Raw genomic sequence first — 26,162 nt, forward strand, 5'->3', positions numbered from 1 at the left:
GCATTTCTCAATGCCTCAAATCTTTCTTTGACTTTTTGTAAGTCGAATTAAAATGGAAACTTTGAAATGCTTCCCAAAAAACAATATCAATTTGTTCTTTGACTTTTTGTAAGTCGAATTAAAATGGAAACGTGAGAATTCGTTCTCCTCGGGAGAAAAACTCCCAGATATTTGACTTTTTGTAAGTCGAATTAAAACTGACATCTTGCACCATTGTCGTTAAGCCCCAAACCCGCCTCGAAATGAATTTCAAGGCTAATATACGAAGTACGTTGAAAACGTACTTAAAGCTTTATTCAGTCGTCTTTAGACGACTTCGCTTATAAGCCTGGGAATTTATTCCAAGGCGGTTATCGCAACTGGTTCAATGGACTTCATTTGTGCTTTTGACATTTTAACTGGGAATTTATTCCAAGGCGGTTATCGCAACTGGTGCATTCCGGTCAGATTAAGATGGAAACTTGAAGGATTAGGTTTTGTGCCTTCTGGTACCTTCTTTGACTTTTTGTAAGTAGAATTAAAATGGAAATATGATTGCTTTTTTAGCAGATTCTGGTAAATCTTTTCTTTGACTTTTTGTAAGTCGAATCGAATTATAAACATCACTCAAATAAACCGGACTTTGACTCATGAAAATATTATTTATGCGTCGAGTAATTAACAAAAAGCCCATTTTTTTATCAAAATATAGTTAAATAATTAAAAAAAGACTTGCTACTTTAATTCCGCTTCTACGAATCTCAAATATTGACAAAAAATCAAACTATTTTTACTATCCACATAATATATAACTAAAAAACCATTTATCGATAGAGTAATATATATTTATTCCTCATTCGCATAAAAAAAGACACAAGCAACAAACCAGTGTTATAAATTGCAATTAGGTCACTGGTATTCAGAATGAACGTGTATCACCGCAAACTGTACGCATTTTTGCGCTCGGTTGAATGTATAGATTGGCTCGATGTCGATTTATCTTATATTTACAATGAATTAAAGTGTTTGCAGCCTCATTTACAAGAATTAGGCGACTGGTGGGAAAATGGCGGAGGTAAGTTAGTTGCTAGTATTGGCAGTTCTTCTGACAGAATTAACCTTAGTTCCACTGCACCGCTAGAACAAATAAATGACATTGCGATTCGTCATCCTATTAGCGGACAGCAGCGAAATATTACTGTTTCAGTATTTAATCAACCAATAGATATTTCCGAAATAGCAGCAGAGGAAGATGAAACGAAAGTATTTTGGTGGTTTTGGCGCTATTTTCCCGAAAAATTAGCAAAGCAAGACCCACATAATGCTTTTTTGATTCCTACCCATAGAATTTTACCGGATTGTCCGCTATATGGTTATCAAAGTACTGTTTCTGCTTTAACTGGGGCAATTTTTCATGATTCCGCAGAACCTCACCGACAAGGTGAAGTTTCCGATAAATCTTCAAGTCCTTATTTATTTTTATTTACTTTCTCCCCGGTACAGGAATTTATCAAAGCTTCGCGGAAGTTTCTCGATTTTTGGGCTGGTTCTTATTTGTTGCATTATTACAGTGCATTACTTTGTTTTGAAACTGCAAAAATTTACGGTCCCGACGCAATTATTACTCCTTCATTATGGAACCAAGAAATAATTGATGCATTTATATTCCAAGATGAAGAGTTAATAATTTCAGCATTAAAATCACAATATAATAATCCCGCGCATAACTTTAACAATAATCCTCAAAACCAAACTTTCAATACAGCACTAACTACGGCAGGTTTTCCTAACGTAATTACTGTTTTGGTTCCCAGTCAAGAAAAAGCCACAGAATTAGGTAAGCATCTTGATAAGATTATTAAAGAACGCTGGTTAGAAAGTAGTAAAAAAGTACGACAGGCTATTAAAGAGAAAGTCAGAGATTTACTTAAGAATGAAGAAAAGCAATCTCAAATATTAGAAGAGATATCGAAAGACTTTCCTAATTATCCAAGGGAAGACTTGAGAAAAGAACTGAAGCAATTTGGTGAGAGAGGATGCTGGGAATGGAATGAATTATGGGAAGCTCAGATTCACAGTACATGGGAAACTTATTTCGTCGGTGTTCCATTCGGACATCCTAAAGAATCTTTAGAAATTGATATTACAAATTTAGAGAAAAATCAACATGAATGGATAGATCAGCAAAATAAAATAGTAAGAGCAATTAAAGAACTACCAACTAATGCGGAACGAGAAGCTTACACAAACTTAAATGTTGGGACTTGGTGGGGAAGCTTACAAGGGCATCTTGGTAGTGCTATTCAAGCAATTAAAAATACTCGTGGTTGGCAAATTCCTGTAGCACCAGGGGAACGCTCCACTTTATCCGGTTATTATAGTGCAGTATATCCCCAATTTGCCTATCAGAAATTTCAAAATGGTTTAGGAGTTCCATCGGAATCATTACGTTTATTTTGGCAGGTAATGGGAGTAGCATTTCCAGGATTGTTTAATGGTTCGGAAAAGTTAAACGCAATTGAATTAACTAAGCGTATGGCTTGGAAATCTGGGGGAATTGCATTCCAACAAGACGGAAATCAAGAAAATGAAAATGTAATATCTCTAGGAATTACATTAAACTCAGATGATGATGACTATGAAGGATTAATTCGTTTCCCAAATCTTTGTTCTATCGCTGCTGCACATTGTGCAACTCATAATCCTAAAAAAATTCAAGAATATTGGAATGATTTAGATAGGGAAATCGAAAACGAATTTGATTCCAAAAGCCATGACATATTTTCTTCTCGTACCCGTCGTCCCTTTCATGTAAAACGTGCTGATACTGCTTTGAAAGCAAGTACAAATTACGGTAAAGGTTATAACGGTGTGATGCTTTCGAGTAAATGGCTTGCTGATGACATGAACTTGAAAAATCAATCGGAAAAAGCTTTATTACGCGCTGTTATCGACAAAACGCAGAAAAAACATTTTGGGGATAACAATCCTGCTGACTGGTGGGTATTGGTACTCGGTGACGGTGACGGTATGGGGAATTACGTAAACGGACGCAAGCTAAAGACTTATCAACATTACATCATAGAAGAGTTAGTTAATAAAGAAGGAATTGATGAAGAAACATGGCGTTTATTATTAGAAAAAACTAAGAAGCGTATGGGACCAGCAACTCACGTCGGACTCAATCGCGCATTACTTGATTTTTCTAATCGCATAGTTAATTACATCACCGAACAACGCTGTTGTGGAAAAGTAATTTATAGCGGAGGTGACGATGTAATGGCTGCATTATCTTTAGCCGATTTACCAAAATATCTGATTTCATTACGTTCTGCATGGTGTGGAGGAATAGATCCTGAAGGTGAGTTTAATAGTAATGGTGGTTATTGGCAATGGAATACTGAAAACACCAATCAAACACCTCGTCCAAATGATATTCCACTGCGTCCATTATTCACAATGGGTGAAGAAGCAACAATGAGTTTGGGAATTGTCATCGCACACAAAAGCGTTCCCTTACCAACTGTGTTAGAAAAAATCTGGGATGCAGAAAAAAATGGTGCAAAAAAATTAATTGGTGGAAAAACTTCTGATGATAAATCGATACCAGATAAAGATGGTTTATGCTTCCGAGTAATTTACGGTTCTGGTAACACCTTAGAAGCATTTATGAAAGGTCATTTATTAGAGGGATGGTGGAATTTTATTAAAGAAAGTCAAGAATGTGAAAACTTCGATTTAAGTCCAGTACTATATCGTTTAGCCGAAGAACTACCCCGTCATGCTGAAGTTACCGAAAGTGATGGATTATTTAAAACAGTTGCTGACGTAGTTTTAGATAGTAGAAATATAGAACTTCCCGAACCAGTCCGAAATTCACTTTTAGAATGGTTAAATGACTGGGAAAAATGGGCTTGGGCTGCTATGAATGAAGCTCGACGTAGAGAAATAGACCCAGATAAAAAAGATAAGGTACAAGCATTAGGAGCAAGACCGGAAGATATGGCAATTTTGTTAAAATTTACTGCTTTTTGGGTATCACAGAATAAGTGGTGAGTTAAAAATTAAAAGTTCAAAGTTATAAGTCCTAAGTTCTAAATCAATGCAATTATTTGAATTTTTTTTAACCGTCGGGGATTACCGTTAAGATTCACATCTTGCATGATTATCAAAAATGCCGGGAATAAGTAAGTGGGTCAAATTAAATATAAAACCTCACTCTCAGTCTCTCTAATATGGCTACGGTGTATACACAGGTTTTGTAGATTTGTTTCACAGCGTTTAGATCCCCCCTAACCCCCCTTAAAAAGGGGAGGATTTGATTTAAAGTCCCCCTTCATAAGGGGGATCTTACGAGATGTATTTTGGAATTTTCACTTTTTATTTAATCTATGAAATGGTACAAAGTTGAACCACTCGATGTTTTATTATTCCGGGAATCTAAACCATTTTCGCCGGGAGAAGGTGCTTGGGCTAAGAGTATATTCCCTCCGATGCCAATTACTATTTTTCAAGCATTTCGTTCTGCGATTATTTGCCCTATAGATAATAATCAAAATGAGTCAGATACACAGAGTAAATATAATGTTAAACTAAAATTCAAGGGTCCATTTTTATTACAAGATACATCTGCGGGACAAGTTTTGTGGCTACCAACTCCTAAAGATTTGCTTTGCGTAAAAGAATGTAATGAGAACTCCGACAATGAACAAGACTCTGATAAATCTGAAGATTCTAATGATTGGTTGTGTTTGACATGCTTGCAACCATTAGGAGAAAATATTCCGGAATGGGAATATATAACTCACGGTTGTGGTAGCTTTACCAATAATCAGTTATTACCGATGGTTCCCCCTTCTCCAGATGAAGATTTGTGCGATAATCCACCGCCGAAAGGTAAAAAACAACGTGTTAGTGGTTCTCCTAAACCCTGGATTAAAGCTTCAGCATTAGTTCGCTATTTAAAGGGAGAAAGTTTAAAGAATCCCTTAAATCCCCGTAATAAATCAACATCTCAAGAAAAACAATCAAATAAACCAGAGGATTTTTTTCATGATGATCCTTGGGAAGTCCAGATTTTACCGCATATTCAAATGCAAGCAGATAAGCGTCAAGTAAAGGATGAGGATGGTTATTTTACCGAAGTTTCCATACGCTTGCGTCCGAATTGGTCTTTAGTTGTTGAATCTGACGTAGAAATTGAGCAGTCAGTCGTCCGTTTGGGTGGGGAAGGACATCGAGCTTTGATTTCTCCTCTAGATAGTTTACCCGATTGGGATAATCTTGATAAATTTACTAAGCCAGCAGAAAACGGAAGTACTAAAGCATACCTTTTGACTCCTGGACTGGCTCAAAGTCACCCACAAGATTATATTTACGGTGTTTATCCCCATGCTTGGGCTGATTGCTTGAAAAGTTGCGTTAGCGATCGCGCTGTTTTGTGGGGTGGTAAATCAGTATTTTCCGAGAAACCGATGTTACCACAACGAGCATTTGTAGCGCCAGGAAGCGTGTATATCTTTAAGCAGGAAGTTAATGATAGTCGTCGGGTTTTACCGAATCATTATTTTCAATCGGAGATAGAAGAATGGGGGAAAAATTTGCCCAACCTGAATCGTGAGTTGAAATGGTTGGAAACGCTATCGAGTTTGAATTACGGACTTTTACTTTGGAGTGAGAAATAATATGACTTGTAATCTTGTTTATTTGTATTTAATAGCACCTTTACACACGGGTGGTACAACTCAAGAAGGAAATTTATTAGGTATTGCACGGGAATCCCACACAAATTTACCATACGCACCTTCTAGCACAAATAGAGGTAAATTGAGAGTTTCTGAAACAAACAATGTTAAGCGAGTCAAGCTTTTTGGACCTCAGTTAGAAGATATTAAAAACTCGGAGTTTGTCCAAGAATACGAACAAGCAACGGGAAAGAAGTTAACCCAACTCGAACAAGGTGATATCTGGATTGGTGATGCTTCTATATTATGGTTGCCAGTACCTTCTTTAAGTCATGGTGTTATTTGGATTAGCTGTCCAATACTTCTAGAAAGATGGGCAAGATTTCGCAATATGAATAATCATATTTCTGCTGAGGAATTGAATAATCTAGAATATAAAACCAATTTAGATGTTGGGAAACCCGTGTATTTAAAAGACGCAGTGATTAGCGCTAATTACTTAAAAAAATGGAATAACAAAGATGAATGGAAGAAATTTGTACCGCAATCACAACAAACCAATAGTATCCATAAAATTTTAATTTTACCCGACCCGTACTGTATAACTTTAATTCAGATGAGTTTATGGCGACAAGTAAAAATAAAACTAGATATTCATAAAACAGTTGATGGTGGATTTCGTTATGAAGAAGCGATTCCTCCCGATACAGTTATGTACTTTCCTTGGGGAATCACATCTCAAACAAATGGTCGTACTAACAGTTCTACTGAAGACTTTCAAGCTTTAATAAAAGCAAATTCTCTAATGCAAATTGGCGGACAAGAAGGTTTGGGAAGAGGGTTTGTACAAACTTGGACTGAATAAGTAAAAAGTAAATATTTAAAATTTAAAAGTAAATTTACCTGAAATTAAGGAGAATCTATGCAAGTCTTTGAACCCCGTGCAATGTCAATTCCAGTGCATAACGCTTTGAACGAGTTGAGAACTAAAAATGAAACAAATAAAGACCGCTTGAAAGAACAAAAAAATCAAGCTGTGGAATTATATACTTATCTTGCAACCTGGGGATTAATGCGACTAAAAGCAGAAGAGAAAGCACTCAAGAAAGAAGGGAAAAAAGAAGTTGTGATTAAATTTTTTGAATGTTTGGCTTTAGACGAACTCTCAAACATTCGAGATTTAGCAGGAGATAAAGGTTTAAGTAAACTTAAATCTCTTAATTCTGAAGAATATCTTGGTTTAACAGGTTTGGGTTTATCTCTAGCACAAGAATTCAGTTTTTGGGCAGAAGCAGTTTATCACGATATCACAGGAGCAAACTAATGGTATTTGAACGACCAAAGAATCCAAATAAACCTCAACCATCAAATTCTTCAAATCCAGCAACTCGACGTTTTCATCCTAATAATAAGCCAAATAACAATAACCAACATAATCAAAATGCTGAAAAATTGCCTCCAATTTGGTTAAAGCATCCTCTAGAACCGAATTCTACACCGAATCCAGATGCTAATGCTGGGTTTGTAGAGTATCTAAGGTGGATGCGATCGCACGATGATTACAAAGATGACCCAGAATATAATTATGAAGATTATAAGGACACTGCAAAACTACAAATACTCCAGTTAGTAGAGGAAAATGCTGACTACAAGCAACGTTTATCCGAACTCAATAAACGTACCGAACTAATTGCGGGTGAGAGTAATTGTTTTGAGGTAACTTGTCCTTGGAGAATTCGCGTTGGGGGACACAGGGGACCTGAAAGTATTTTACTACCTGCATTTGATGCTTTGGGAATGCCCTGTATTCTTTCTAGTACTTTGCGGGGAGTAGCAAGAAATCAAGCAATACAGCAGTTTATTGCAGAAGGAATGACTCAGCAACAAGCTGAAACTGAAGTAATGAGATACTTTGGTGGATTAGATACAGAGAAGAAAGAAGATAGCATGGGTAAAGTTATTTTCTTAGATGCATATCCTAAACCAGTTTCAGTTAATAAATCGGGTGGTTTATCTGTTGATATCGCGAATAATATTTGGAGTTGGGAAAATAATAATCTGAATTATAAACCCAACCCACAAACATTTTTATCGCTTAAACAATCTACTTTTGTAATTGGAATTCGTCCTACAAGTAGTTGCAGTTCTGAAATTTTAGAAAAAGTAAAAAAATGGTTAATTGCTGGATTACAATCCGGTATAGGTTCTCAAGTAAATACTGGTTATGGAAGATTAATTTCGCCGAATAGTACAGAGTATCAACATTTTTTTCAAGTTCCATTTACCATTCAAGGTCAACTCATTCACGGTAAACAGAAATTCGTAAATCTCCATCAACCTTACAAAGAAGATAGAAATAACTTAGTAAGAGATAGAAATAATAACCTTAAACCAAACACATCAAGCGATACAGAAGTTAAAACTATTGCATTCAAATCAATGCTGCGATACTGGTTCCGTGTATTATCATTAGGTGTATTACCTATTGGTAAAACAACAGAAACTTATTTAAAAGAATTTGTTGAAGGAAGAAATACTAGACCTCCTGCTGAAGTTAAAGCATTAGAAGCTATTCTTTTTGGTTCCATTACACCCCAAGCAAGAGGATGGGTACAGTTCCAAGTTACAGACGGAAAACTAGTACAAGCGGAGGCAAAAACTGAAAAAAACGATCCGGGTGAACAATCAGGAATTCTAATTTTAAATTACTCTTCAGAAGCACCTCAAGAACATTTAAACGCGATTAATAAATTATTTACTAACTTAACCTGGATGATGTTTCATTTAGGAGGAGTTGGACAAGGTGCGAGAAGACCATGTTATTCTCGGCAAGGACGTAACCCTGAAGCAAAACCCCCAAAATGGCGTGGTTCTACATTAATTCCGAAAAGTAAAGATGATTTTTGGCAAATTCCATCAGAAGTAAAAGAATTTAAGCAATTATTTCGCAAAAGATTACAAGCATTTTATACCGCATTACAAGAACTCACGGGAAATACTATTAATCATGAAAAACCTCGTGATGTTGATTTGAAAGAAGCAGTAGATAGAAATTGTCAAATTATTGTATGTACTGGAAAAAAAGATTTTAATAAACCCTATGCATTAACAGTATTACATAGTCAGGAATTCAAAATCAATAGAAATAATCAAACAGTTTACGACGAAATATTATGTGGTAAATCTGAAAAGCCATCTCCTGTAATAATCGCAGATTTAGGAGATTATCAGGTTGTCACAGTTTTTGGAGCGAATCAAAACAAACGTCAGCAGTACATTGAAAAGTTAAGTTCTGGTACTTCCCAAGAACAATATGCTCAGATTTTTCCTTTTGAATCCTGAGTGGTGAATTGAAATTTATTGTATAACAGCATCCCATAACAATTTCCTCATTCGCATAAAACCAAGATAACTTACTATCTCGATTGTGTAACATTATTGTAATTCATCCCATACATAGGTAATTAAATAATATGTCTATCCTCATCACCAACATTGGAACATCAGATTTAGCAATTCAAATTAACATTAATAATCCCGAATTTAGCATTCATGGACAAAAATATTATCTCCCCATTGATACATTATGGGAACCCAATCAAGATAAAACAGCTTTAAGTTCAGAAGAAGAAGAGATTTATCAAAATCCCCAAACTTATTTCAAAAGTAGCGGTTTATATGCAGAATTAGGATTTACGGATGATGCTAAACCTACAAGTAGAGAGTTAACAGAAAATCTTCTTCAAGCATATAAAAATAAGCCAGATGATTGGCATTATCGTATTTGCTTACCACGTATTTTAGGTGTAATCAAAAAAGCTATCGAAATGAATATTAATCAAGGATATATCTTTGTCAGCAATCAAGTTTCTGAGGTTCTTTCTAATGAAAATCCTGGACATCCCAAAGATACAGTATTTTTATACGATATTCTTAAGTTATATATTGATAAAGTCGAAATAGATTTTGATTTAATTTGTGAATATATACCTGCTAATATTCCTTTAAATAATTCTGATTTATTATTCGATTATTACTCTGGTTTTTTTAATCATATTCATGCCAAAAAAGAAATAGAAAAGCGTCAAGAGCGCTATCTTAAAGTCAATGATAATGTTTTATGTCAAGTAACTGATTTACAATTAGGTTCAAACTCAGATGATGGTGTACGTGTAGAAACTCAAACTGGATTACAAGGTTTTATAAATATTAGCAATGTATCGCAAAATGATATATTTCCTGATCAATTAAAAAGCATATTTAAAAAAAGCGATTGGCTATGGGCTAAACTCATCAAACGTAATGGTAAGAAGCTTAAATTTTCAACAAAAGAACTCGAAGCAAATCCGGGAGAAATGATAACGAATTCTCAAGATGTTTTTCAACGTATTAACGATGTTATGTCATCCGAGAATTTAAAAATACAGGAGGAAATAATGTTGATTAGTATCAAAGGAGGAACTAATCAAATGAAAACTGCACTACAGCTTCAGGGAATATCTGTTTCTGCTATTAATAGGCTACTATTTGTTAACCCACAGTTGTCAATTAAAAATGTATTGTTAGGATTATCTTCAGAATGTCAATTAGAATCTTATTGGCGCTATATGCGTACTCAGAAATATCAAACAGTAAGATTACTTTTAGAACGTTGGGACTTTGATGGAGCAATTCAGGTTTTCAAGGATTGGCAAGATTATCTCGATTATTTGAAGACTCAAGGAATCATTGACCAAAAGAATGTAGAACAAAGCCGAGAGTTTAGTAATCTCATCTCTTCGGCATTAAAATTTTCTCGTTCTTGTTCTAACCTTGATTTTAAAACAGCAACAAATATAGCCCAGGATGGAATAAAATTAGCAGTAGATTTAGCAGTAGATTATTCAGATAACATCCAAAAAGACTTTTCAACATTCAAGAATTTTACAGATGCTTATTATAGGGACTTTAAATATCGTCTACTAAATTTGTATACGCTGAATAGAATTTACAGACAACTTGAACAGAATGCTCTATTTCTCACGCTGCTATCTTCATTTTGTGAGGAAGTTTTACATGGATTAATTTTAAAATGGGATGGAAATGCTAACTATTGGCAAGAAAAACCTGAATCGGCTAAATTTGAATTAAATGTGCCTGCACTAAAGGAGAAAAAGTTAGAACTTTGGAATAATTTTGTCACTTTACAAAGACAAAATGAGTATACACAAAATTTTGGAGATAGATATATAGGATTTTATAAACTAGGAAATCGCTATAACAAACGTAATTTTGCTGAATCTATAGTTAAATACCGCAATCAGAAGCAGGAAATTCAAGCTTGGAATCAATTATCCTTAATTCTACAGCAACTAGATTTCTGGATAGATAAACGCAATGATTTAATTCATTCTGCAAAGGGGCTTTCATGGGAGTTAATGCAGGAATTATATAATAACTATTCTCCTGAACCTGGGGATGTTCAACCCTGTAAACCGGATGAAATTTTACCTTTAATGGCTAATATTCTGAAAAACAACCTGATTAACTTAGGCAATGAAAATGTAAATACCTTTGTCGGAAAAGAAGCAAATCATTATATATATTCTTTTGTTCGTAACTGGGTAGTAAGTCAGTTAATTGAAGATGGTTTGCAAAAGTCAAAATCTGAGAATTAAATCTTCCATTTCTCGTGAAAAAATCTCATACTTTACTGCGGAGTAAGGTATGAGATGAAACCCAAGCTAGCTTAATGCTAGAATAAATTGACAGATGCTATAGCAATCCGAATTTGAATGTGAGAAACACATAGATGTAGGATTGAAATAGTAAGTAAATTTTTATTCATACCTGGCGACTATAAGTCGCGGCTATACAGGCAAAACCCGCCTGCGCGGGTTATTTTATTAAGTCCACGCAGGTGGTGAGTCTAGTTTGGGGTGTCCGTTTCCGTCCCCAAAACTAGCGAACCCGAAGGGACTTAGTTTGTGTAGTAGCGGTTTTAACCGCCAGTTGATTTATCAATTTATTACAAATCATTTAGGATTGCTATAATTCTCTATACTTTTGATTTGTGTTCAACTTTTAGAAAAGTTCTTATGTGTATAGGACATTTTATTCATCAGACAGTTACGCATTTCAGCATTGTAGAAATCGGCATCAAAGGAATTTGTATTTAATAAGTTAGCCCCACATAGGTTGCTCCTGGTAAAATCAGCCCAAGCTAAATTACTATTATTTAAGTTTGCATTACTGAGATTTGCTTCTTTAAAATTAGCGTGAGTTAATTCAGCATTTTGTAAATTAGCTTCTGACAGATTACTCCCTCTTAAGCAAGCATAATATAGATTAGTATAGTGAAAATCAACTTTAGTTAACGTCGCACCAGTGAAATTACTAGCGCGTAAGTCTGTAGCCACAAAACTAGCTTGATGTAAAGCAGCATTACTAAGATCAATACCTTTCAGTTTCATTCCGTCAAAATTGGCTTGTTTCAAATTAGCATCTCTTAAAGAAACATCCCGCAAATCTATTAGTTGAAAAGTGCAGTTCTCAAAACTCACCCCGTAAAGGTTAATTTTTTTTAAATTAATATTATCTAGTATATAATTTTTGAATTGTCTTTCTCCATTATCATATTTATTTTTAAATTCTTTATGAGTTAAACTTTTTATCGGCGCAGCTGGTTTTGGTGTCTCGTTTTTTTGTTGATTTTCTTGAGAGAATAATTTGGTTAACCAATCCATTTTATTGTCCTTATTAAATAATAGTTTTTAAATATGTTTTTTGATTTTATATTGATTATTTATGTTTTAATTAATTCAACTAATACTTATTTTTATCTCTATGTCTATCTAATGATAAATTATCACCTCCACGTCCCGGAACACGGCTGTTAATTTCAGCTATTACTATTTCGCAAAGTTTTCGAGATGAAACCATTAGTTCATGTATGTAGTATGTAATTCTTAATAAATGCTCTGACAGAAACTCACTATTTTCAGATATGATATAATCAAGCCTTAGATTCATAGCTAGATAACGTAAAATATAAGACAAGCGATATAAAACATCTTCGCCTAACTCATCTTTGGGAGAAATTTTATACTTTTGGATAATATTTTTTACAAAACTAATATCCTGATTCAGCTTATCAATATCATCTTTTATTCTCCTATCTTGTTCAAGAATTTCTGATTTAGACACGTCTTTTTCTTGAAGATAAGATTCTATCCCATTGATTCTTTCATGCATATCTCTGGCAATATCTTTATTTTCTTCTATGATTATTAAAATTTTTAATATATATTGACGTGCGAGTTTTTCATGAATTAAATTTTTTCCCTTTGCATATAGTAAGCATCTTTCTTTTCTGGCAGGGTTTTCAAATTGATTAACATTTTCTTTTTCTGGTGTAGAAATTTCAGAGGTATTTGAAGAAGGAGAGAAATCAATAACATTACGATCCAATTTGTTTTCAAGCATGGTAAATACCTAATTAAGATTTATCGAAATTATGACTGTGAAAGATTTATTCCAAAGTTTTAATCCTCAATGTTTCCCCGCTGATACTCTTCTTCTAGTATCGATAATTGTTCGTCAAAGGACATTTGTACATCCTCTCTTTTATTGTGGCTTACAACCATTAAAACGGAAGCAGCAGAAGTAAGGACAGAGATACTGAAAATAAATAAACTAAATCCTAACTGCATCAATTCTCCTTTCATGAGTTTAGAATAGGTTATTTCAATTGCAATTCTTGCAGTTTCAGTACCAGAGCGAACCTCACCGGATTCGTCGAAATTCTGGGAGTATAATTCCGGTAAGACAATTTTTATTCCTGTAAGGGGACTAGCAGCAGCAGCGATTCTTGCTTTTTTCTCATTCCATTCAGTTTGAGCTTGTTCGCGTATTTCATCTGCTTCCTCCTGTATAGTGTTAACTCTAATACACCAAGGCTGTATTTCTTCAGGGATTTTGTTCAAATCGCGTTGCCCCCACTTACCATGAGCCTTAACATAAGCATCGTCTCTTTGCACGCTGCCTTTAGGATACTTTTTGAGTTCTTCCTCTAATTCCTTGCATTTAGATTTCGCTATATTTAATTTTTCTTGCAGTGCTTTAGCAGGAACAATACTATCTACCCTTTTTTGTTGAATCTCTATCAACTCATCAGCTCGCACTTCTGCTATTCCTGATTTGTTGAGTGTTAGCTCAGGTGCAACTAAGGCAGTTGCAGACATGATAGTATTAATGGCTATCAAGCTCATTAGGCTGTAAAAAGACCAACTTTCATTACCTTTTTTTTTGCTTGTAGCCGCTGCACCAAGATAGTTAGAAACTATCGTAAGACCTACGGAAGTAATTAGAGCTAAAGGTACGTTACCGCCAAAACTAATAGATAATAATGGGAAGACACTAGTACCATCAATTACGTTGGATATAATAACTGTACCACAGGTAATCCGAGCAGATTTTTTCACCTCTTCAGTAGCATAATATTCGCCGTAATAGTCCTTTGAATTGCCCAAAATAGAATCTTTTATATCCCTCACAAATCCAAAACTCCGGTCTTTTCCTTGGTTTACAAGCTCATAAGACTTATTTTTCGCTTCATTTTTGGATTTATTAGTCATAGTTAAAACTCCTTTTTGTATATCTGCGATGTATCGTATGAGAAGACGCACAGGGTTAGGAAAATGCGTCAGTAAAAAAATTACTGTCAGGTGCAGTTCATTCTAAGTTCTGAGGAGATTACTTTCTAGCTCCCGAAGACGCTTACCTCGTCATTACCTACAGGACTTACGCAATTGTCACAAAAATCGGGTGGTGCGTGACACCTAAAGCCTTATTATTGCGTTATAAATCAAGCAAAGTGTCACAGCACCCTACAAGTAAACTATGTCAGTTGCCTAACTCCTAAGCTAATCTGCTGAATTTTTGCACAAATATCAAAACTCTATCAATTGCATCGCTAATTGGAACGTAAAGAGCGCGAGCAAAACATTTCTGAGTTTCTGGCATAAAGTATTTAAGAAATTGTGATGAAAGTATAAAGAAAGTCCTAAAGGATAGCCAAAACAATCGTTTAATTACTACAATTTTATTATAATTTACTCATCAAACATAGTTATTAGCCCGCCTAACTTGCCGAAAGTTGAAAAATAAGGAGATAGCTTTCTAGTCTTAATTTATGTCAACCAACTATTTAATTTCAAATCAAACTCTTAACTACTCAAACAAAACATCAATGATACTAAAGGTTTACTTTTCTTTTTAAACTTGATTTTCTTTGAGCTTGTCTCGTTAAATTAATAGTAATTTGGTTTTGCGAAAATGTCAAGAATAAACTTTAGTTATTTTTCAGTTTGTAGCAATTTTTTTTAAGATTATTTTCCATAACAGTGAATGATAAATAAATCAATATATCTGGTGCGAATCACGAATTTATTAATCAAAGATACGCGCTGTATATACCTGCAACCTTGAATCCACAATCCCACAGTGCGAATGTTGTGCAACCGTGGGAGTATGTCAATTAACTAATGTGAATCTATATATATGATTTCAATAATTTCTTCCTCCCCGTAACGCCAATAAAATCGTTTAGCCATTGATGCAGAAGAACTCCAGATATCATTTTCTTTCGTATAATATCTATGAGTTCTTAAACTGCGGTAGCCTGGTCCTGATTCCGCTAAGATTTCAAAAGCTTTATCATATTGCTTCCGGTCTTTTCTTGGTAATGCATCAAGTTGTTTTTGGACTTTGTTCGTAAAAATCAAATAAAACTTGACCATTTTTAAGTCAAAAGTAAAAAGTTAAAAAGTAAAAGAAAGAATTGATGTAATATTTATCCTCCCAATCAATAACAGCCTGTAAATTAGTTGTAGAAATTCTCTTTTTACTTTTTACTTTTAATTTTTTACTTCTATAAGCTACGGTGGAGCGCGTGCTTTTTTCATAATATTCACTTCACTTGAGTTGAAAAATATTTAGAGAGATTGCCACACTGCGGTTAAACTATAAACGCAGCATCATCGATGTTGAGTTCGGGTTGGGTTCCGACTACTGCGACTTTACAGCGGTGGTGTGCAGACATGGGATAGAATCGAACTTGGTCTTCCCGCTTATTCACCAGTCGCATTAAGAGTTTTGAAATACTTTTGTATTGTTGCTCATCTAAGACGCATTCAAAAACTGACTTTTGGACTCGTAACCCATAACTTTCCAGCAATTTTGACACTTTATTACGACGAGTATCGCTAACAATGTCATAGCAAACAAGATAAAACATCACTACTTCACTAAGGTTAATGCTGGTTTTTGACTTTCAACTGTATTGCTAAAATTGTTGCGATCGCGAATAAGTTTCAGCGCTAGGGGACGGTAATAATCAACATTACCAAGTAACGACGCAATATATTCTTTAACCTGGAAGTCGATACACTGACGGTAAGAAACTTCTCCAATGTAAGGATGTAGTACCAAAGATTTTAACTTTCCTTCCCAAGATTGTAGAAACTGTTTCAAGTGGTTATGATATTTCTTCCCGTTTCTTTTGCAATTACCGTTACTATTTTTAGTCAGATTGCGAACAAAATGCAACACCAAATCATCTACAATAGCTGCGTGAAATTCTGCACTCAAGTCCCATGCTAAAGGCAGTTCGTGGTCAGTATCTTTGTGTAAAATACCATAATCTGGGTGAAGTCCTGCGGTTTGTAGGTGGGTATAAATATATTGGTGAAGTAGTTGATTTCCTAATTCAAAAAACCTATTAATTTGCTGTACTGATGCGTAGCAATTTGAGCTATATAAACTCAGCAGGGAAGCAACAGCTGTAGAGTAAATTTTGTCTGCTTCTTCAATATATTGGTACAGTTCTTCGGTAGATGGTGCTATTGATAAGTTATCCATCAATAGCGTCAAATAGTTTAAAGCACGTTGGATTGTGTAATCGTTGTAGTTACGAGTCCAACTTTGTAAATAAGTATGTTGGTTGTGCAGTTTTGCCCAAATAATGCTTTCTGCTGTTGCACGATTAAATTCTTTGTCATGTAAGTTTTGACGTTGGTAATTTAAGTATTTTGCTTGAACTGTGGATGGATTTTCCGCACGTCCGATATATTCACCTGTGTGAGAAAAGTATAGGACAGGAATTTGATTTAATCGAACAATTTGCATTACATCTTTTGGTAATTTGATATTACCGAAAATGATAAATTGGCTAATGTTATTGACGCGGATAAAGAATTTTTGTTGGTTTTGGTGAAATACTTTCAAATACTTAGTGTGGACTTTGAAAGATACGTTTGGTTCGGTCAGGTAAATTGTTGACATAAGTTTGATGTGGTAAAGATGTGAATTTCAAAGTAAAAGAAAACTTTCTTTGCTCTTTTCCTTTTGACTTATCACTATCTTCTCAAACACGTATATTAGTACGTATCGCAGTAAAGGCTATTTTTATATGAGTTTGTATATGAGTTATATGACTTTGTTGTAGGTATAAATTCAAAAGATTATTTGACTTATTCCCGTTTATTTATTGAATATAGGTAAATCTGTTAAAAAATATCCCCAGGCTTTCAAAAAGTCTAGGGATTATATTTTTTTCGCTGTTTCCATTTTTATTCGACTTACAAAAAGTCAAAGCCGCCCTAGCCGATGAAGCAGCTCCAAGCGACACTAAGTTTCCATTTTTATTCGACTTACAAAAAGTCAAAGGTAAATAGGTTTGATTTCAGAACTGACAAAAAAGGTTTCCATTTTTATTCGACTTACAAAAAGTCAAAGCAAACTGTTCCAGGTGTCAATTCTGTTAACGTTGAATTGTTTCCATTTTTATTCGACTTACAAAAAGTCAAAGTACTTGCCGTATAGACAGTTTCATACCTCTCGACTATGAGTTTCCATTTTTATTCGACTTACAAAAAGTCAAAGACAGGAGTTGAAAAAACTCCCGAACCTGTTCAAACAGTTTCCATTTTTATTCGACTTACAAAAAGTCAAAGCAAGCAGCTGCGCCTTCAACAGAATTTATAATTGAGTTTCCATTTTTATTCGACTTACAAAAAGTCAAAGGGTAGCAAAACGCTACATTTCAGAGGCAAAATTGAAGAGTTCCCATTTTTATTCGACTTACAAAAAGTCAAAGCATTGCTAGTTGGTGTAAATCGCCTTTTGATAATCTGTTTCCATTTTTATTCGACTTACAAAAAGTCAAAGTATTCAGCTTAAAGGAAATCTTATGGATTTCCATAGACAAGTTTCCATTTTTATTCGACTTACAAAAAGTCAAAGACGCTGATGACGGATCAACGGATGAAGACGTTTACAAGTTTCCATTTTTATTCGACTTACAAAAAGTCAAAGAACAATCTTAATAACAGAATCTATCACAGCGGATTATTGTTTCCATTTTTATTCGACTTACAAAAAGTCAAAGGCTAGGCTCATAGAACCCTTTCCCTGAAACAATTCTACACCCCTAATTCTGAGGGGGTCAATATTTACTAGAAATCTTTGATACTTCTTATTACTAAACAACATTTCTAACACCTTAAAACCCGTAACCAGTAATAGATCCGAGGGGGTTAACGAAATAATAGACATTTCAAAGATTGTTATACCCCCTCAGATACTTATCAATCACTTATAATCTATAAGGTTAACTAATGAAATGATCAACCTTACAACTTCCAAACCATTGGTCTATAAATTTCAACTTTACCCGTCAAACAACTAATATATTCCCTAACTTGTAATTCAATAACACGACGAAAAGGTACTTTTTGTTCGGTGTGGGGATGAGTTATTTCTGATTGTAGCTTTTCTTCCCAATGTTTGAGGAATTTTTTTAGCGCATGAGTTTGAAAATAAACTCCTCCACGCTCGTCGGGATTTGTAAAATCTTCAATGTCAAAAATGCGAGAATTGACTAAATAAGCTGTCAACGAATCTACTAGTTGTGCGCGAAACTCTTCCATTAAATCTGAGACTAAAGCTGGATGATTATCGCGAGGAACGTGCAAATTTCCAAAATGCGTGTGTAGCCCTACAGACTGAACAAAAGAAAAAACATTTTGACTTAGTAAAGTATATCCCAAACTGAGCATACTATTAATTGGATCGGTTGGCGGTCTTTTAGTACGCTTAGAGAAAGAAAAATCTCCCACAAATAATGAACCCAGCGCTTGAAAATAGACTGTAGCTGCTTTTCCTTCATACCCTCGTAGAGCATCCATAGAATCAGCTTGGGGTAAATTATCCATTAATTCAGCAATTAAATCGATTGCTGAAATTGCAATTTTTGACGGACGACGACGATTTAGTTTTAATAGTAATGCACGAGAATTATGTAGTTTAGCCCAAAGGATTGCTTCAGCTTGCTTTCTAATAAAATCCGGATTTTGACTGCATTCCACCTGACGCATTAAATATCCAACCTTAGCATTACCTTCGGTTTGTAATCTACCAAAATATCTTCCTTTTTGGGATAAATACATTATCGGAATTCTTCTTCTTAAAGATGCACTCACCGCACCGTGGGAAACATTACAGCAACCAAACAAAACAATATTACTCACTCTGACTGCTGGTATTTTTATCTTCAATACTTGTTGATAAAAAACCTGAAATTGCTGATTTTTAATGCTTAAATAAGCACCTTGGTCGGTAACGTATAATGTACTCATAAAATCCTGCCAATAGTGAGAAATTGCTGCACGGGGGAATGCTAGAGGTTTGCTGATATCGCAAGCTTTCGGAGGAGTGGATTTGAAGTTGTAGGGACGTTGCTTAGGACGAAAATAAGGAGTACCCGAATCATTCGTTACCCATTCACCGGGACGTTTTGGAGGTGGAGGTGGTGGTGCATAGACTTCCCCCTTAGCAAAGCGATAACCCAAGAAAATAAACTCATCACCAGGAGTAAAAATCTCTGTCTTATCTGGTTGAATAGTTAAATAAATTTCTCCCAACCACCGAGTAATTTTGTCCAAAATCCGATTAGCTTCCGCGAAACTGCTGCAAGCAATAACAAAATCATCCCCATATCGAACTAAATTTATTCCCTGACTTAGACATTTTTTATCAAAATCAGTCAGATATAAATTAGCCAAAGCACCCGAAAGAATACCACCTTGTAACAACCCCTTCCCAGCATTTTGATACTGTCCCTTAATGATTATTCCGGACTTAAGTTGCTGCTCGATTAACTGCAATACAATTGATTCAAGCTTTAATTTATCCAGCGCAGTTAGCAATAAAGCCAAGCAGATGTTATCAAAAAACTCCGTAATATCAGCTTTGATAACCCATTTAGGTTGATATTGATAGTAACCATATAAATGCTGTACTGCTTGCTGAATACTACGTCCCGGACGGTAAGCATAGCTACAATCCACAAACGTATCTTCCAAAGGAAAATATAATTCATCAAGTAACAAACGCTGCACAACTCTATCCCGAACAGTAGGAATACCAATTAAGCGTTTGCTACCATCTTTTTTAGATATATAAAATCCTTTTGCGGGGCTGGGAGTGTAACTTTCATGCTTGATTTGAGATTCAATCTTAAGTAATTCATAGGAATAATTAGACTCAAATAATTCAACCGACATCCCATCAATACCAGCAGATTTACTCCCCGCACGAACCTGCAACCACGCAAAATGTAGCTGTTCAAAAGTAAACATGGCGATTAAGTAAAAAGTTAGAAGTAAAAAGTAAAAAAAGTAGGGTGCTGTGACGGTCACGATAATTTATCAAATATAATCAAACAAATTGTGGATACCGTCACGCACCATCTGAGCTTGTTTTTACTTCCACCATTTTTGCAGTAGCACATATGAGTATGTATATGATTTATTGACTCAGATGTATGACTTCGTATATGACTTAATAAAGGTTCTCTTTTAAATCTTGAATTATCATGAGTAGCCGCTCCTTAAATGCATCACTAAAAGGTCAAGAAATACTGCGGAAAGCCTTAGAACGGCAAAACTTGACTCAAAAGTCTTTGTCTTATGAAGGTAGTGCAGACGGTATTGCAGCTTGGTGTACCATTAACCGATTTTTTAACGGTAAACCCACTCAACGCCAATTATTTACAAAGATTTGTGACGAGTTAAAGTTAGATTGGCAAGATATTGCTGCATTTCCCGAAGAAGAATTAACTCCCTTAGATAAAATTTGGTTGCAGCTGATACAACTTGGTTCACCTACAGAAGAGATGGGATTAGTCTTAACCAAAGAGGAAACCCTCGGTTGGGGAACTAAATTACCCAGTCGCTACGAAAAGTCCGTGCGTATAGGAAGTTATATTCAAGTTGAAGTCAACCTAAATATGCAGGGGTATTTGCTGCTGCTACTTAAAGATGCGTCAGAGGAAGTATCTTGTTTTTGTCCTTCCTGTTTTGCTCCTCAAAATAAATTAGAAGCTGGTAAAATAATTCTTCCGCAAGCAGATTCTCCTATAACTTCCTTTCTCATTAAAGGTAATCCAGGGAAAGAGCAGATTTTAGCCGTAGTTACTCCAAAAATTCCCAATTTACAATGGCTACCAAAACCAAGTGATGAGCCTTTAACGCTAAACGAAGATTATCTAAACACGTTACTAGATTACGCTAATGGTAATACAGAAAGACAAATTTTATATACAGAATATCAAGTTATTAAGTAAAAAAGTAGGGTGCTGTGACGGTTACGAGAATATATCAAACATAATCAAACAAATTGTGGATACCGTCACGCACCATATTTTAAAAGTCAAAATTCATTAACTCCGCGAAACTCTGCGCTACCTTCTCTGCGAGACGCTGAGCCGCGCCTTACGGCGATCGCGAATGCGCTCCTCTGCGTTAAAAAAAGAAAAACCATGGAAAACAACATCTCCCAAACCCTCGAACAAGTAAACCAACTCAACCGAGAAATTGTAAGATTAGCCGGGGAAGGTGATATAAAACAAGCAATATCAATCACCAAAAAAGCAATTAAACTAACTAAAGAAAAAATTGGCGAACATCCAGCATTAGCAGATAGCCTCAATAACCTCGCAGAATTATATCGAATTCAAGGGAATTATCCAGATGCCCAATCATTGCTGATTGAAAGCATAGAAATGAGAAAGCAATTATTGGGAGAAAACCATCCCGATGTTGCTCAAAGTTTAAATAATCTGGCTGTATTTTACGTAATTCAAGGTAATTATTCCGACGCTGAAAACTATTTTTTTCAAGCTTTGCATCTGTGGAAAATTCACCTTGGTGAAGAACACGAAGAAATTGCAACTATTTTAAATAATATTGCTGAAGTATATCGAGAGCAAGGACGTTATGCTGAATCAGAGAAAATGCATATTAAAGCCCTAAATATGCGAAAATCTCTATTTGGAGAAAAACATTCCGATGTTGCTCAAAGTCTGGATAATTTAGCTGCAATCTATGAAAACCAAGCACGCTATCAAGATGCGGAAAAAATACATCTACAAGCATTAGCAATGCGTAAAAAATTGCTTGGTGAAGAAGATTGGAATGTCGGAGCGAGTTTAAATAATTTAGCTGCTTTATATGATTCTCAAGGACGTTTTACGGAAGCTGAAGACTATTATACCCAAGCTTTTGAATTAGGCAAAAAATGTTTGGGGAATGAAAAACATCCCTCTATTGCTATTATTTTAAATAATCTTGGCGGTATTTCTGAAAATCTGGGTCGTTATGCAGATGCGGAAAAAATTCATTTACAAGCGTTAGAAATACGAAAATCTTTATTTGGAAAAGAACATTTAGAAGTTGCTCAAAGTTTAAATAATTTAGGTAATGTTTATCTACTTAAAGGACTTTATTTAAAAGCTGAAGAAGTTTATCAACAAGCTTACGACATTAGAAAATTGTTTTTAAATCCAGAACATCCCGATATTGTCCAAATATTACATAATTTTGCCGTTCTCTATACTTATCAAGGACGTTATCAAACAGCAGAATCTATTTGTTTAAAAACACTTGATTCAATTGAAAAAGCATACGGTAAAAATCATCCTAATTACGCCGATAACTTAAACCATTTAGCGCTAGTTTATCAAAGACAAGGAAATTATTCTCAAGCCGAACAAAAATATTTAACGGCTTTAGCCATTAGAAAAAATATATTCGGAGAAGAGCATCACGATATTGTTGAAAGTTTAAATAGAATAGCAGAAATTTACCGCTTACAAGGAAGATATTCTCAAGCAGAAGCTATATACAAAGAAAATTATCGATTAGCAAAACGCTTACTGGGAGAAATGCATCCCGATGTTGCGGGAATTTTGAATAGTTTGGCAGTACTTTATGATGCTCAGTTTAAATATGCAGAAGCAGAAAAGCTATTTACGGAAGTATTTTTAATTATTAGAAGTCAGTTTGGTAATAATCATCCCCAGGTAGCCACAACTTTAAATAATCTTGCTACAGTCTATGGTAGTTTAGAACGTTTTCCCGAAGCAGAGGAATTGCATTTACAGGTATTGGAAATTAGAAAAAACATCTTCGGTGAAGAACATCCCGATATTACCAACAGCTATAATAATTTAGCAGAAATTTACCTTGCTCAAGGGAAATATGCAGAAGCAGAGAAATATTACAATTTAGCTTTATCCCTAAGAAAGAAATTATTGGGAGAAAATCATCCAGATGTCGCATTCAGTTTAAATAATCTATCAACCTTGTACGCTGCAATAAAACGTTATCAAGAAGCTTTATCTTACCGTATCCAAGCCAGTCATATCCACGATAATTTAATTAGTAATGTCTTTGCTTTTAGCTCAGAAAATGACCGTTTAGCGTTTATTGATAAGATTAGAGGTAACTTCGATTTATTCTTATCCCTAATTTACCAATATTTTTCCAACTCACAGCAAGCCATACAATCAGCATTTGATTTTATTCTCAAACGTAAAGGCTTATCAGCAACATCCCTCACTGCTCAAAACCAAGCCATTTATAACGGGAAATATCCACATCTAGCATCGGAATTTCAGCAACTCCGGGAATTGAGCAATCAAATCATACATCTGACAATTTCAGCCAGTCAAACCCAAAATCTTGCCAATTATCAAACTAATTTAACTCAACTTCAAACCCAATACGACAACCTACAAAAACGAATCGCAGCACAAGTACCAGAAATCCAGCTATCAGAACAAATTCCCAACCGTAACGCGATCGCAGTTTCATTACCAGCTAATTCAGTCTTGATTGAATTCGTGCAATTTGATGTGTTTAACTTCCAAGCCATTCGAGCCAACGGAGAAACGCAATGGCAGCCTTTCCATTATCTTGCCTTTATTTTACCAGCCGGACAACCCGATACAGTGCAAATGGTTGACTTAGGTGAAGTCGAAAAAATTGATCGGTTAATTCAAATATTCCGCACAAGAGCATCCGATGTCAATACTCCAACATTGGGCTTTAAAACATCTATCCCAGCCAAACCCAAACTACAAATAAAACAATATAATCCTACCGATTCGATTCAACTTAGTAAACTTATATTAGCCCCGATACGAGAAAAACTTGGTAATAACTGCCAACAATTAATATTTGCAACCGATGGCAATTTAAACTCAGTCCCGTTGCAAATATTACCCATAGATGAAACTGGTAAACGTCTGTTAATGGATGAATATACCGTTTCCTATGTAGGAGTAGGAAGAGATATTTTACGCTCCCATTCAGGGATTGCAGACATCGCTGATAAACCAATCATAATTGCAGATCCAGATTTTGATTTAGCTGTACCTAATCACACCGAGCAACAAAAACAACCTTCTAATGAAGAATTTATTGATACATTTGACAGCCAAAATTTATCACGCACTATTAGCACCAAACTCCTGGGTGAAACCGTTGCTAATAAGCTCAAAGATGTACAATTATACATGGGTGAACAAGCCTTAGAAACTCATTTAATCAACGGTAAATGCCCGAAAATTATGCTCATCGCTACTCACGGATTATTTTTACCTGATACCAAACAAGTTTCCAACCCCATGATGCGCTCTGCACTGGCTTTAGCAGGAGCCAAAACTTGGCTATCCGGTGGAATTTTACCCGAAAATGCCGGTAAAGGAATAGTATTTGCCCAAGATATCGCGAGTTTAGATTTGCAAGCCAACGAACTTACAGTATTATCAGCCTGCAACACCGCTAGAGGAGATATTAAAATTGGTGAAGGTGTATTTGGCTTGCGTCGAGCATTTGCGGTTGCCGGTACAAAAGCATTGGTGATGAGTTTGTGGGAAGTACCTGATAGAACAAGTGCTTTATTAATGGAACGGTTTTTTGATAACTATCAAGCTGGTATGGATGCCATCGCAGCGTTACAAAATGCTCAAAACTATATTCGTAATATTACGGTCAAAGAGTTGAGAAAATCTGCTTTGGGAGTGGATATTTTGAAAGAACTTTTGAAATTGCGGGAATTGCCAGCGCAAATGCAAATTGATTGTCAGGAAGATGATAAACCTTTGGCACATCCATTTTATTGGGGTGCTTGGATTTGTCAGAATTAGAAGTTTTTTTAGATGGTAATAAGCGAATAGAGATAAAGTACTCGCTCCCAAACGATTTGAGCAAGCCGTACATCTAGACAATTTCCAAGGACTGCTCGGCGAGCGCGAGTAACTCTGTTGCCGCTCGGCACTCCTGGGGGGATGTCCAGCCGATTGGCAGCCCAAACTGTATTTCTAGCCATTCGGGGTTGAATACTTCCTTCTTGCCAATTAACGCAATTTTCTTGGCCTTGGCTTCCGATTTGGTATTTCCAGGGGGTCGTCCTTTTCCACTCCAACTTAACGCTCCTGGACGTGGCAATGAATAAGAGTCTTTCTCCCGACCATTTGGTTCCGAAGCGAAATCGCGTTCCGATAACAACCCATTCTGCATCGTACCCATATGCATAAAGCTGCCGCAGCATCTGTTGAAAATATGTTCCGGGTTTGTCTCCTGGGTATTGGGGAGCCGACAATAATCCGGGTACGTTTTCGAGGCAGAAAAATTTGGGTTGGATTCTAGCAACAAGTCGCAAAACTGCGGGTATACAATCTCGTTCGTCGGCTTCTCCCCTTCGATGACCTTCAATACTAAAAGGCTGACATGGCGGTGATGCGGTAATAATGTCGATTGGTTCTTTCTCAATTCGGAGGTTCCGCACCGAGTTGTAGATTGGCACACCGGGGAACCGTTTTTGCAAGATTTGTTTACAAAACGAGTCGATTTCACAGAGTCCGCATAGTTGAACTTTTCCGGTGATGATTCCGGAGAGGGGGAAACCGCCTCCAATTCCGCTGCACAAATCAAGCTGTCGGAGTTTTCTTGTTCCCATTGGTGCCATGCCTCCTCATATTCGATTAATGTGTCATAGTCATCCGGTTCTGGTGGCTCGATGCTGTCATCCCAAAAAATCATCGGATTGCCATCTGAATCGAGTTTACGCGGCATTTCGCCGAAATGTGCCGGATTCCAACGGTCAGACTCAGAA

The 26,162-nt window shown here is 35.7% G+C and carries 16 protein-coding genes and 1 CRISPR repeat array; of the genes, 8 read left to right on the forward strand and 8 right to left on the reverse strand.

Going from position 1 to position 26,162, the window contains the following annotated elements; translation table 11 throughout:
- Nucleotides 1-903 precede the first annotated feature (903 nt).
- The 6 genes from cas10 (at nucleotide 904) to VB797_RS10360 (ending at nucleotide 11,320) form a co-directional block, all read left to right on the forward strand.
- Complete coding sequence (gene cas10 / locus VB797_RS10335; RefSeq protein WP_323237585.1) at nucleotides 904-4,035, forward strand: type III-B CRISPR-associated protein Cas10/Cmr2; 3,132 nt, start codon at nucleotides 904-906, stop codon at nucleotides 4,033-4,035.
- Between the two features lie 335 nt (nucleotides 4,036-4,370).
- Nucleotides 4,371-5,663: a type III-B CRISPR module-associated Cmr3 family protein gene (locus VB797_RS10340; protein WP_323237586.1), complete on the forward strand. Its 1,293-nt coding sequence runs from the start codon at nucleotides 4,371-4,373 to the stop codon at nucleotides 5,661-5,663.
- Nucleotide 5,664: 1 nt separating this feature from the next.
- Nucleotides 5,665-6,528 carry a type III-B CRISPR module RAMP protein Cmr4 gene (gene cmr4 / locus VB797_RS10345; RefSeq protein WP_323237587.1) on the forward strand — a complete coding sequence of 288 codons (864 nt, stop codon included), beginning with the start codon at nucleotides 5,665-5,667 and terminating at the stop codon, nucleotides 6,526-6,528.
- A gap of 57 nt (nucleotides 6,529-6,585) precedes the next feature.
- Nucleotides 6,586-6,987 carry a hypothetical protein gene (locus VB797_RS10350; protein WP_323237588.1) on the forward strand — a complete coding sequence of 134 codons (402 nt, stop codon included), beginning with the start codon at nucleotides 6,586-6,588 and terminating at the stop codon, nucleotides 6,985-6,987.
- Nucleotides 6,987-9,005 carry an RAMP superfamily CRISPR-associated protein gene (locus VB797_RS10355; protein ID WP_323237589.1) on the forward strand — a complete coding sequence of 673 codons (2,019 nt, stop codon included), beginning with the start codon at nucleotides 6,987-6,989 and terminating at the stop codon, nucleotides 9,003-9,005. Before VB797_RS10350 ends, VB797_RS10355 begins: the two co-directional genes overlap by 1 nt.
- 131 nt (nucleotides 9,006-9,136) lie before the next feature.
- Nucleotides 9,137-11,320, forward strand: coding sequence for a hypothetical protein (locus VB797_RS10360; protein ID WP_323237590.1), 2,184 nt, complete (start codon nucleotides 9,137-9,139; stop codon nucleotides 11,318-11,320).
- A gap of 399 nt (nucleotides 11,321-11,719) precedes the next feature.
- Here VB797_RS10360 and VB797_RS10365 read toward each other — a convergent pair whose 3' ends face one another.
- From VB797_RS10365 to cas1 (VB797_RS10395), 7 genes are all read right to left on the reverse strand, one after another.
- The gene (locus tag VB797_RS10365) at nucleotides 11,720-12,388 is read right to left on the reverse strand and encodes a pentapeptide repeat-containing protein (protein ID WP_323237591.1); all 669 of its coding nucleotides are present in this window, start codon (nucleotides 12,386-12,388) and stop codon (nucleotides 11,720-11,722) included.
- A 79-nt stretch (nucleotides 12,389-12,467) separates the two neighbouring features.
- Nucleotides 12,468-13,127 carry a hypothetical protein gene (locus VB797_RS10370; RefSeq protein WP_323237592.1) on the reverse strand — a complete coding sequence of 220 codons (660 nt, stop codon included), beginning with the start codon at nucleotides 13,125-13,127 and terminating at the stop codon, nucleotides 12,468-12,470.
- Nucleotides 13,128-13,186: 59 nt separating this feature from the next.
- On the reverse strand, nucleotides 13,187-14,278 hold the full coding sequence (locus VB797_RS10375; protein WP_323237593.1) for a hypothetical protein: 1,092 nt from the start codon (nucleotides 14,276-14,278) through the stop codon (nucleotides 13,187-13,189).
- Nucleotides 14,279-15,184: 906 nt separating this feature from the next.
- Nucleotides 15,185-15,442 carry a hypothetical protein gene (locus tag VB797_RS10380; protein ID WP_323237594.1) on the reverse strand — a complete coding sequence of 86 codons (258 nt, stop codon included), beginning with the start codon at nucleotides 15,440-15,442 and terminating at the stop codon, nucleotides 15,185-15,187.
- 218 nt (nucleotides 15,443-15,660) lie between these two features.
- Entirely contained in the window at nucleotides 15,661-15,939 is a 279-nt protein-coding gene (gene cas2, locus VB797_RS10385) for a CRISPR-associated endonuclease Cas2 (protein ID WP_323237595.1), read from the reverse strand.
- Nucleotides 15,940-15,941: 2 nt separating this feature from the next.
- Nucleotides 15,942-16,985 carry a CRISPR-associated endonuclease Cas1 gene (gene cas1 / locus VB797_RS10390; protein WP_323237596.1) on the reverse strand — a complete coding sequence of 348 codons (1,044 nt, stop codon included), beginning with the start codon at nucleotides 16,983-16,985 and terminating at the stop codon, nucleotides 15,942-15,944.
- 277 nt (nucleotides 16,986-17,262) lie between these two features.
- A CRISPR array of direct repeats spans nucleotides 17,263-18,090; the repeat unit is 35 nt; unit sequence GTTTCCATTTTTATTCGACTTACAAAAAGTCAAAG.
- A gap of 244 nt (nucleotides 18,091-18,334) precedes the next feature.
- A complete protein-coding gene (cas1, locus tag VB797_RS10395; RefSeq protein WP_323237597.1) occupies nucleotides 18,335-20,341 on the reverse strand; it encodes a CRISPR-associated endonuclease Cas1 in 2,007 nt (668 codons plus the stop codon).
- A gap of 236 nt (nucleotides 20,342-20,577) precedes the next feature.
- Here cas1 (VB797_RS10395) and VB797_RS10400 point away from each other — a divergent pair, with 236 nt between their 5' ends.
- Both VB797_RS10400 and VB797_RS10405 read left to right on the forward strand, forming a co-directional pair.
- Nucleotides 20,578-21,327: a DUF4384 domain-containing protein gene (locus tag VB797_RS10400; RefSeq protein WP_323237598.1), complete on the forward strand. Its 750-nt coding sequence runs from the start codon at nucleotides 20,578-20,580 to the stop codon at nucleotides 21,325-21,327.
- Between the two features lie 195 nt (nucleotides 21,328-21,522).
- Nucleotides 21,523-25,194 (forward strand): CHAT domain-containing tetratricopeptide repeat protein, encoded by a 3,672-nt coding sequence (locus VB797_RS10405; RefSeq protein WP_323237599.1) that lies wholly within the window; start codon nucleotides 21,523-21,525, stop codon nucleotides 25,192-25,194.
- A gap of 8 nt (nucleotides 25,195-25,202) precedes the next feature.
- Here VB797_RS10405 and VB797_RS10410 read toward each other — a convergent pair whose 3' ends face one another.
- Nucleotides 25,203-26,006, reverse strand: a complete 804-nt coding sequence (locus VB797_RS10410) for a DNA cytosine methyltransferase (protein ID WP_323237600.1) — start codon at nucleotides 26,004-26,006, stop codon at nucleotides 25,203-25,205.
- Nucleotides 26,007-26,162 lie beyond the last annotated feature (156 nt).

It is taken from the genome of Rivularia sp. UHCC 0363 (assembly GCF_034931125.1).
Lineage (GTDB): Bacteria > Cyanobacteriota > Cyanobacteriia > Cyanobacteriales > Nostocaceae > Rivularia.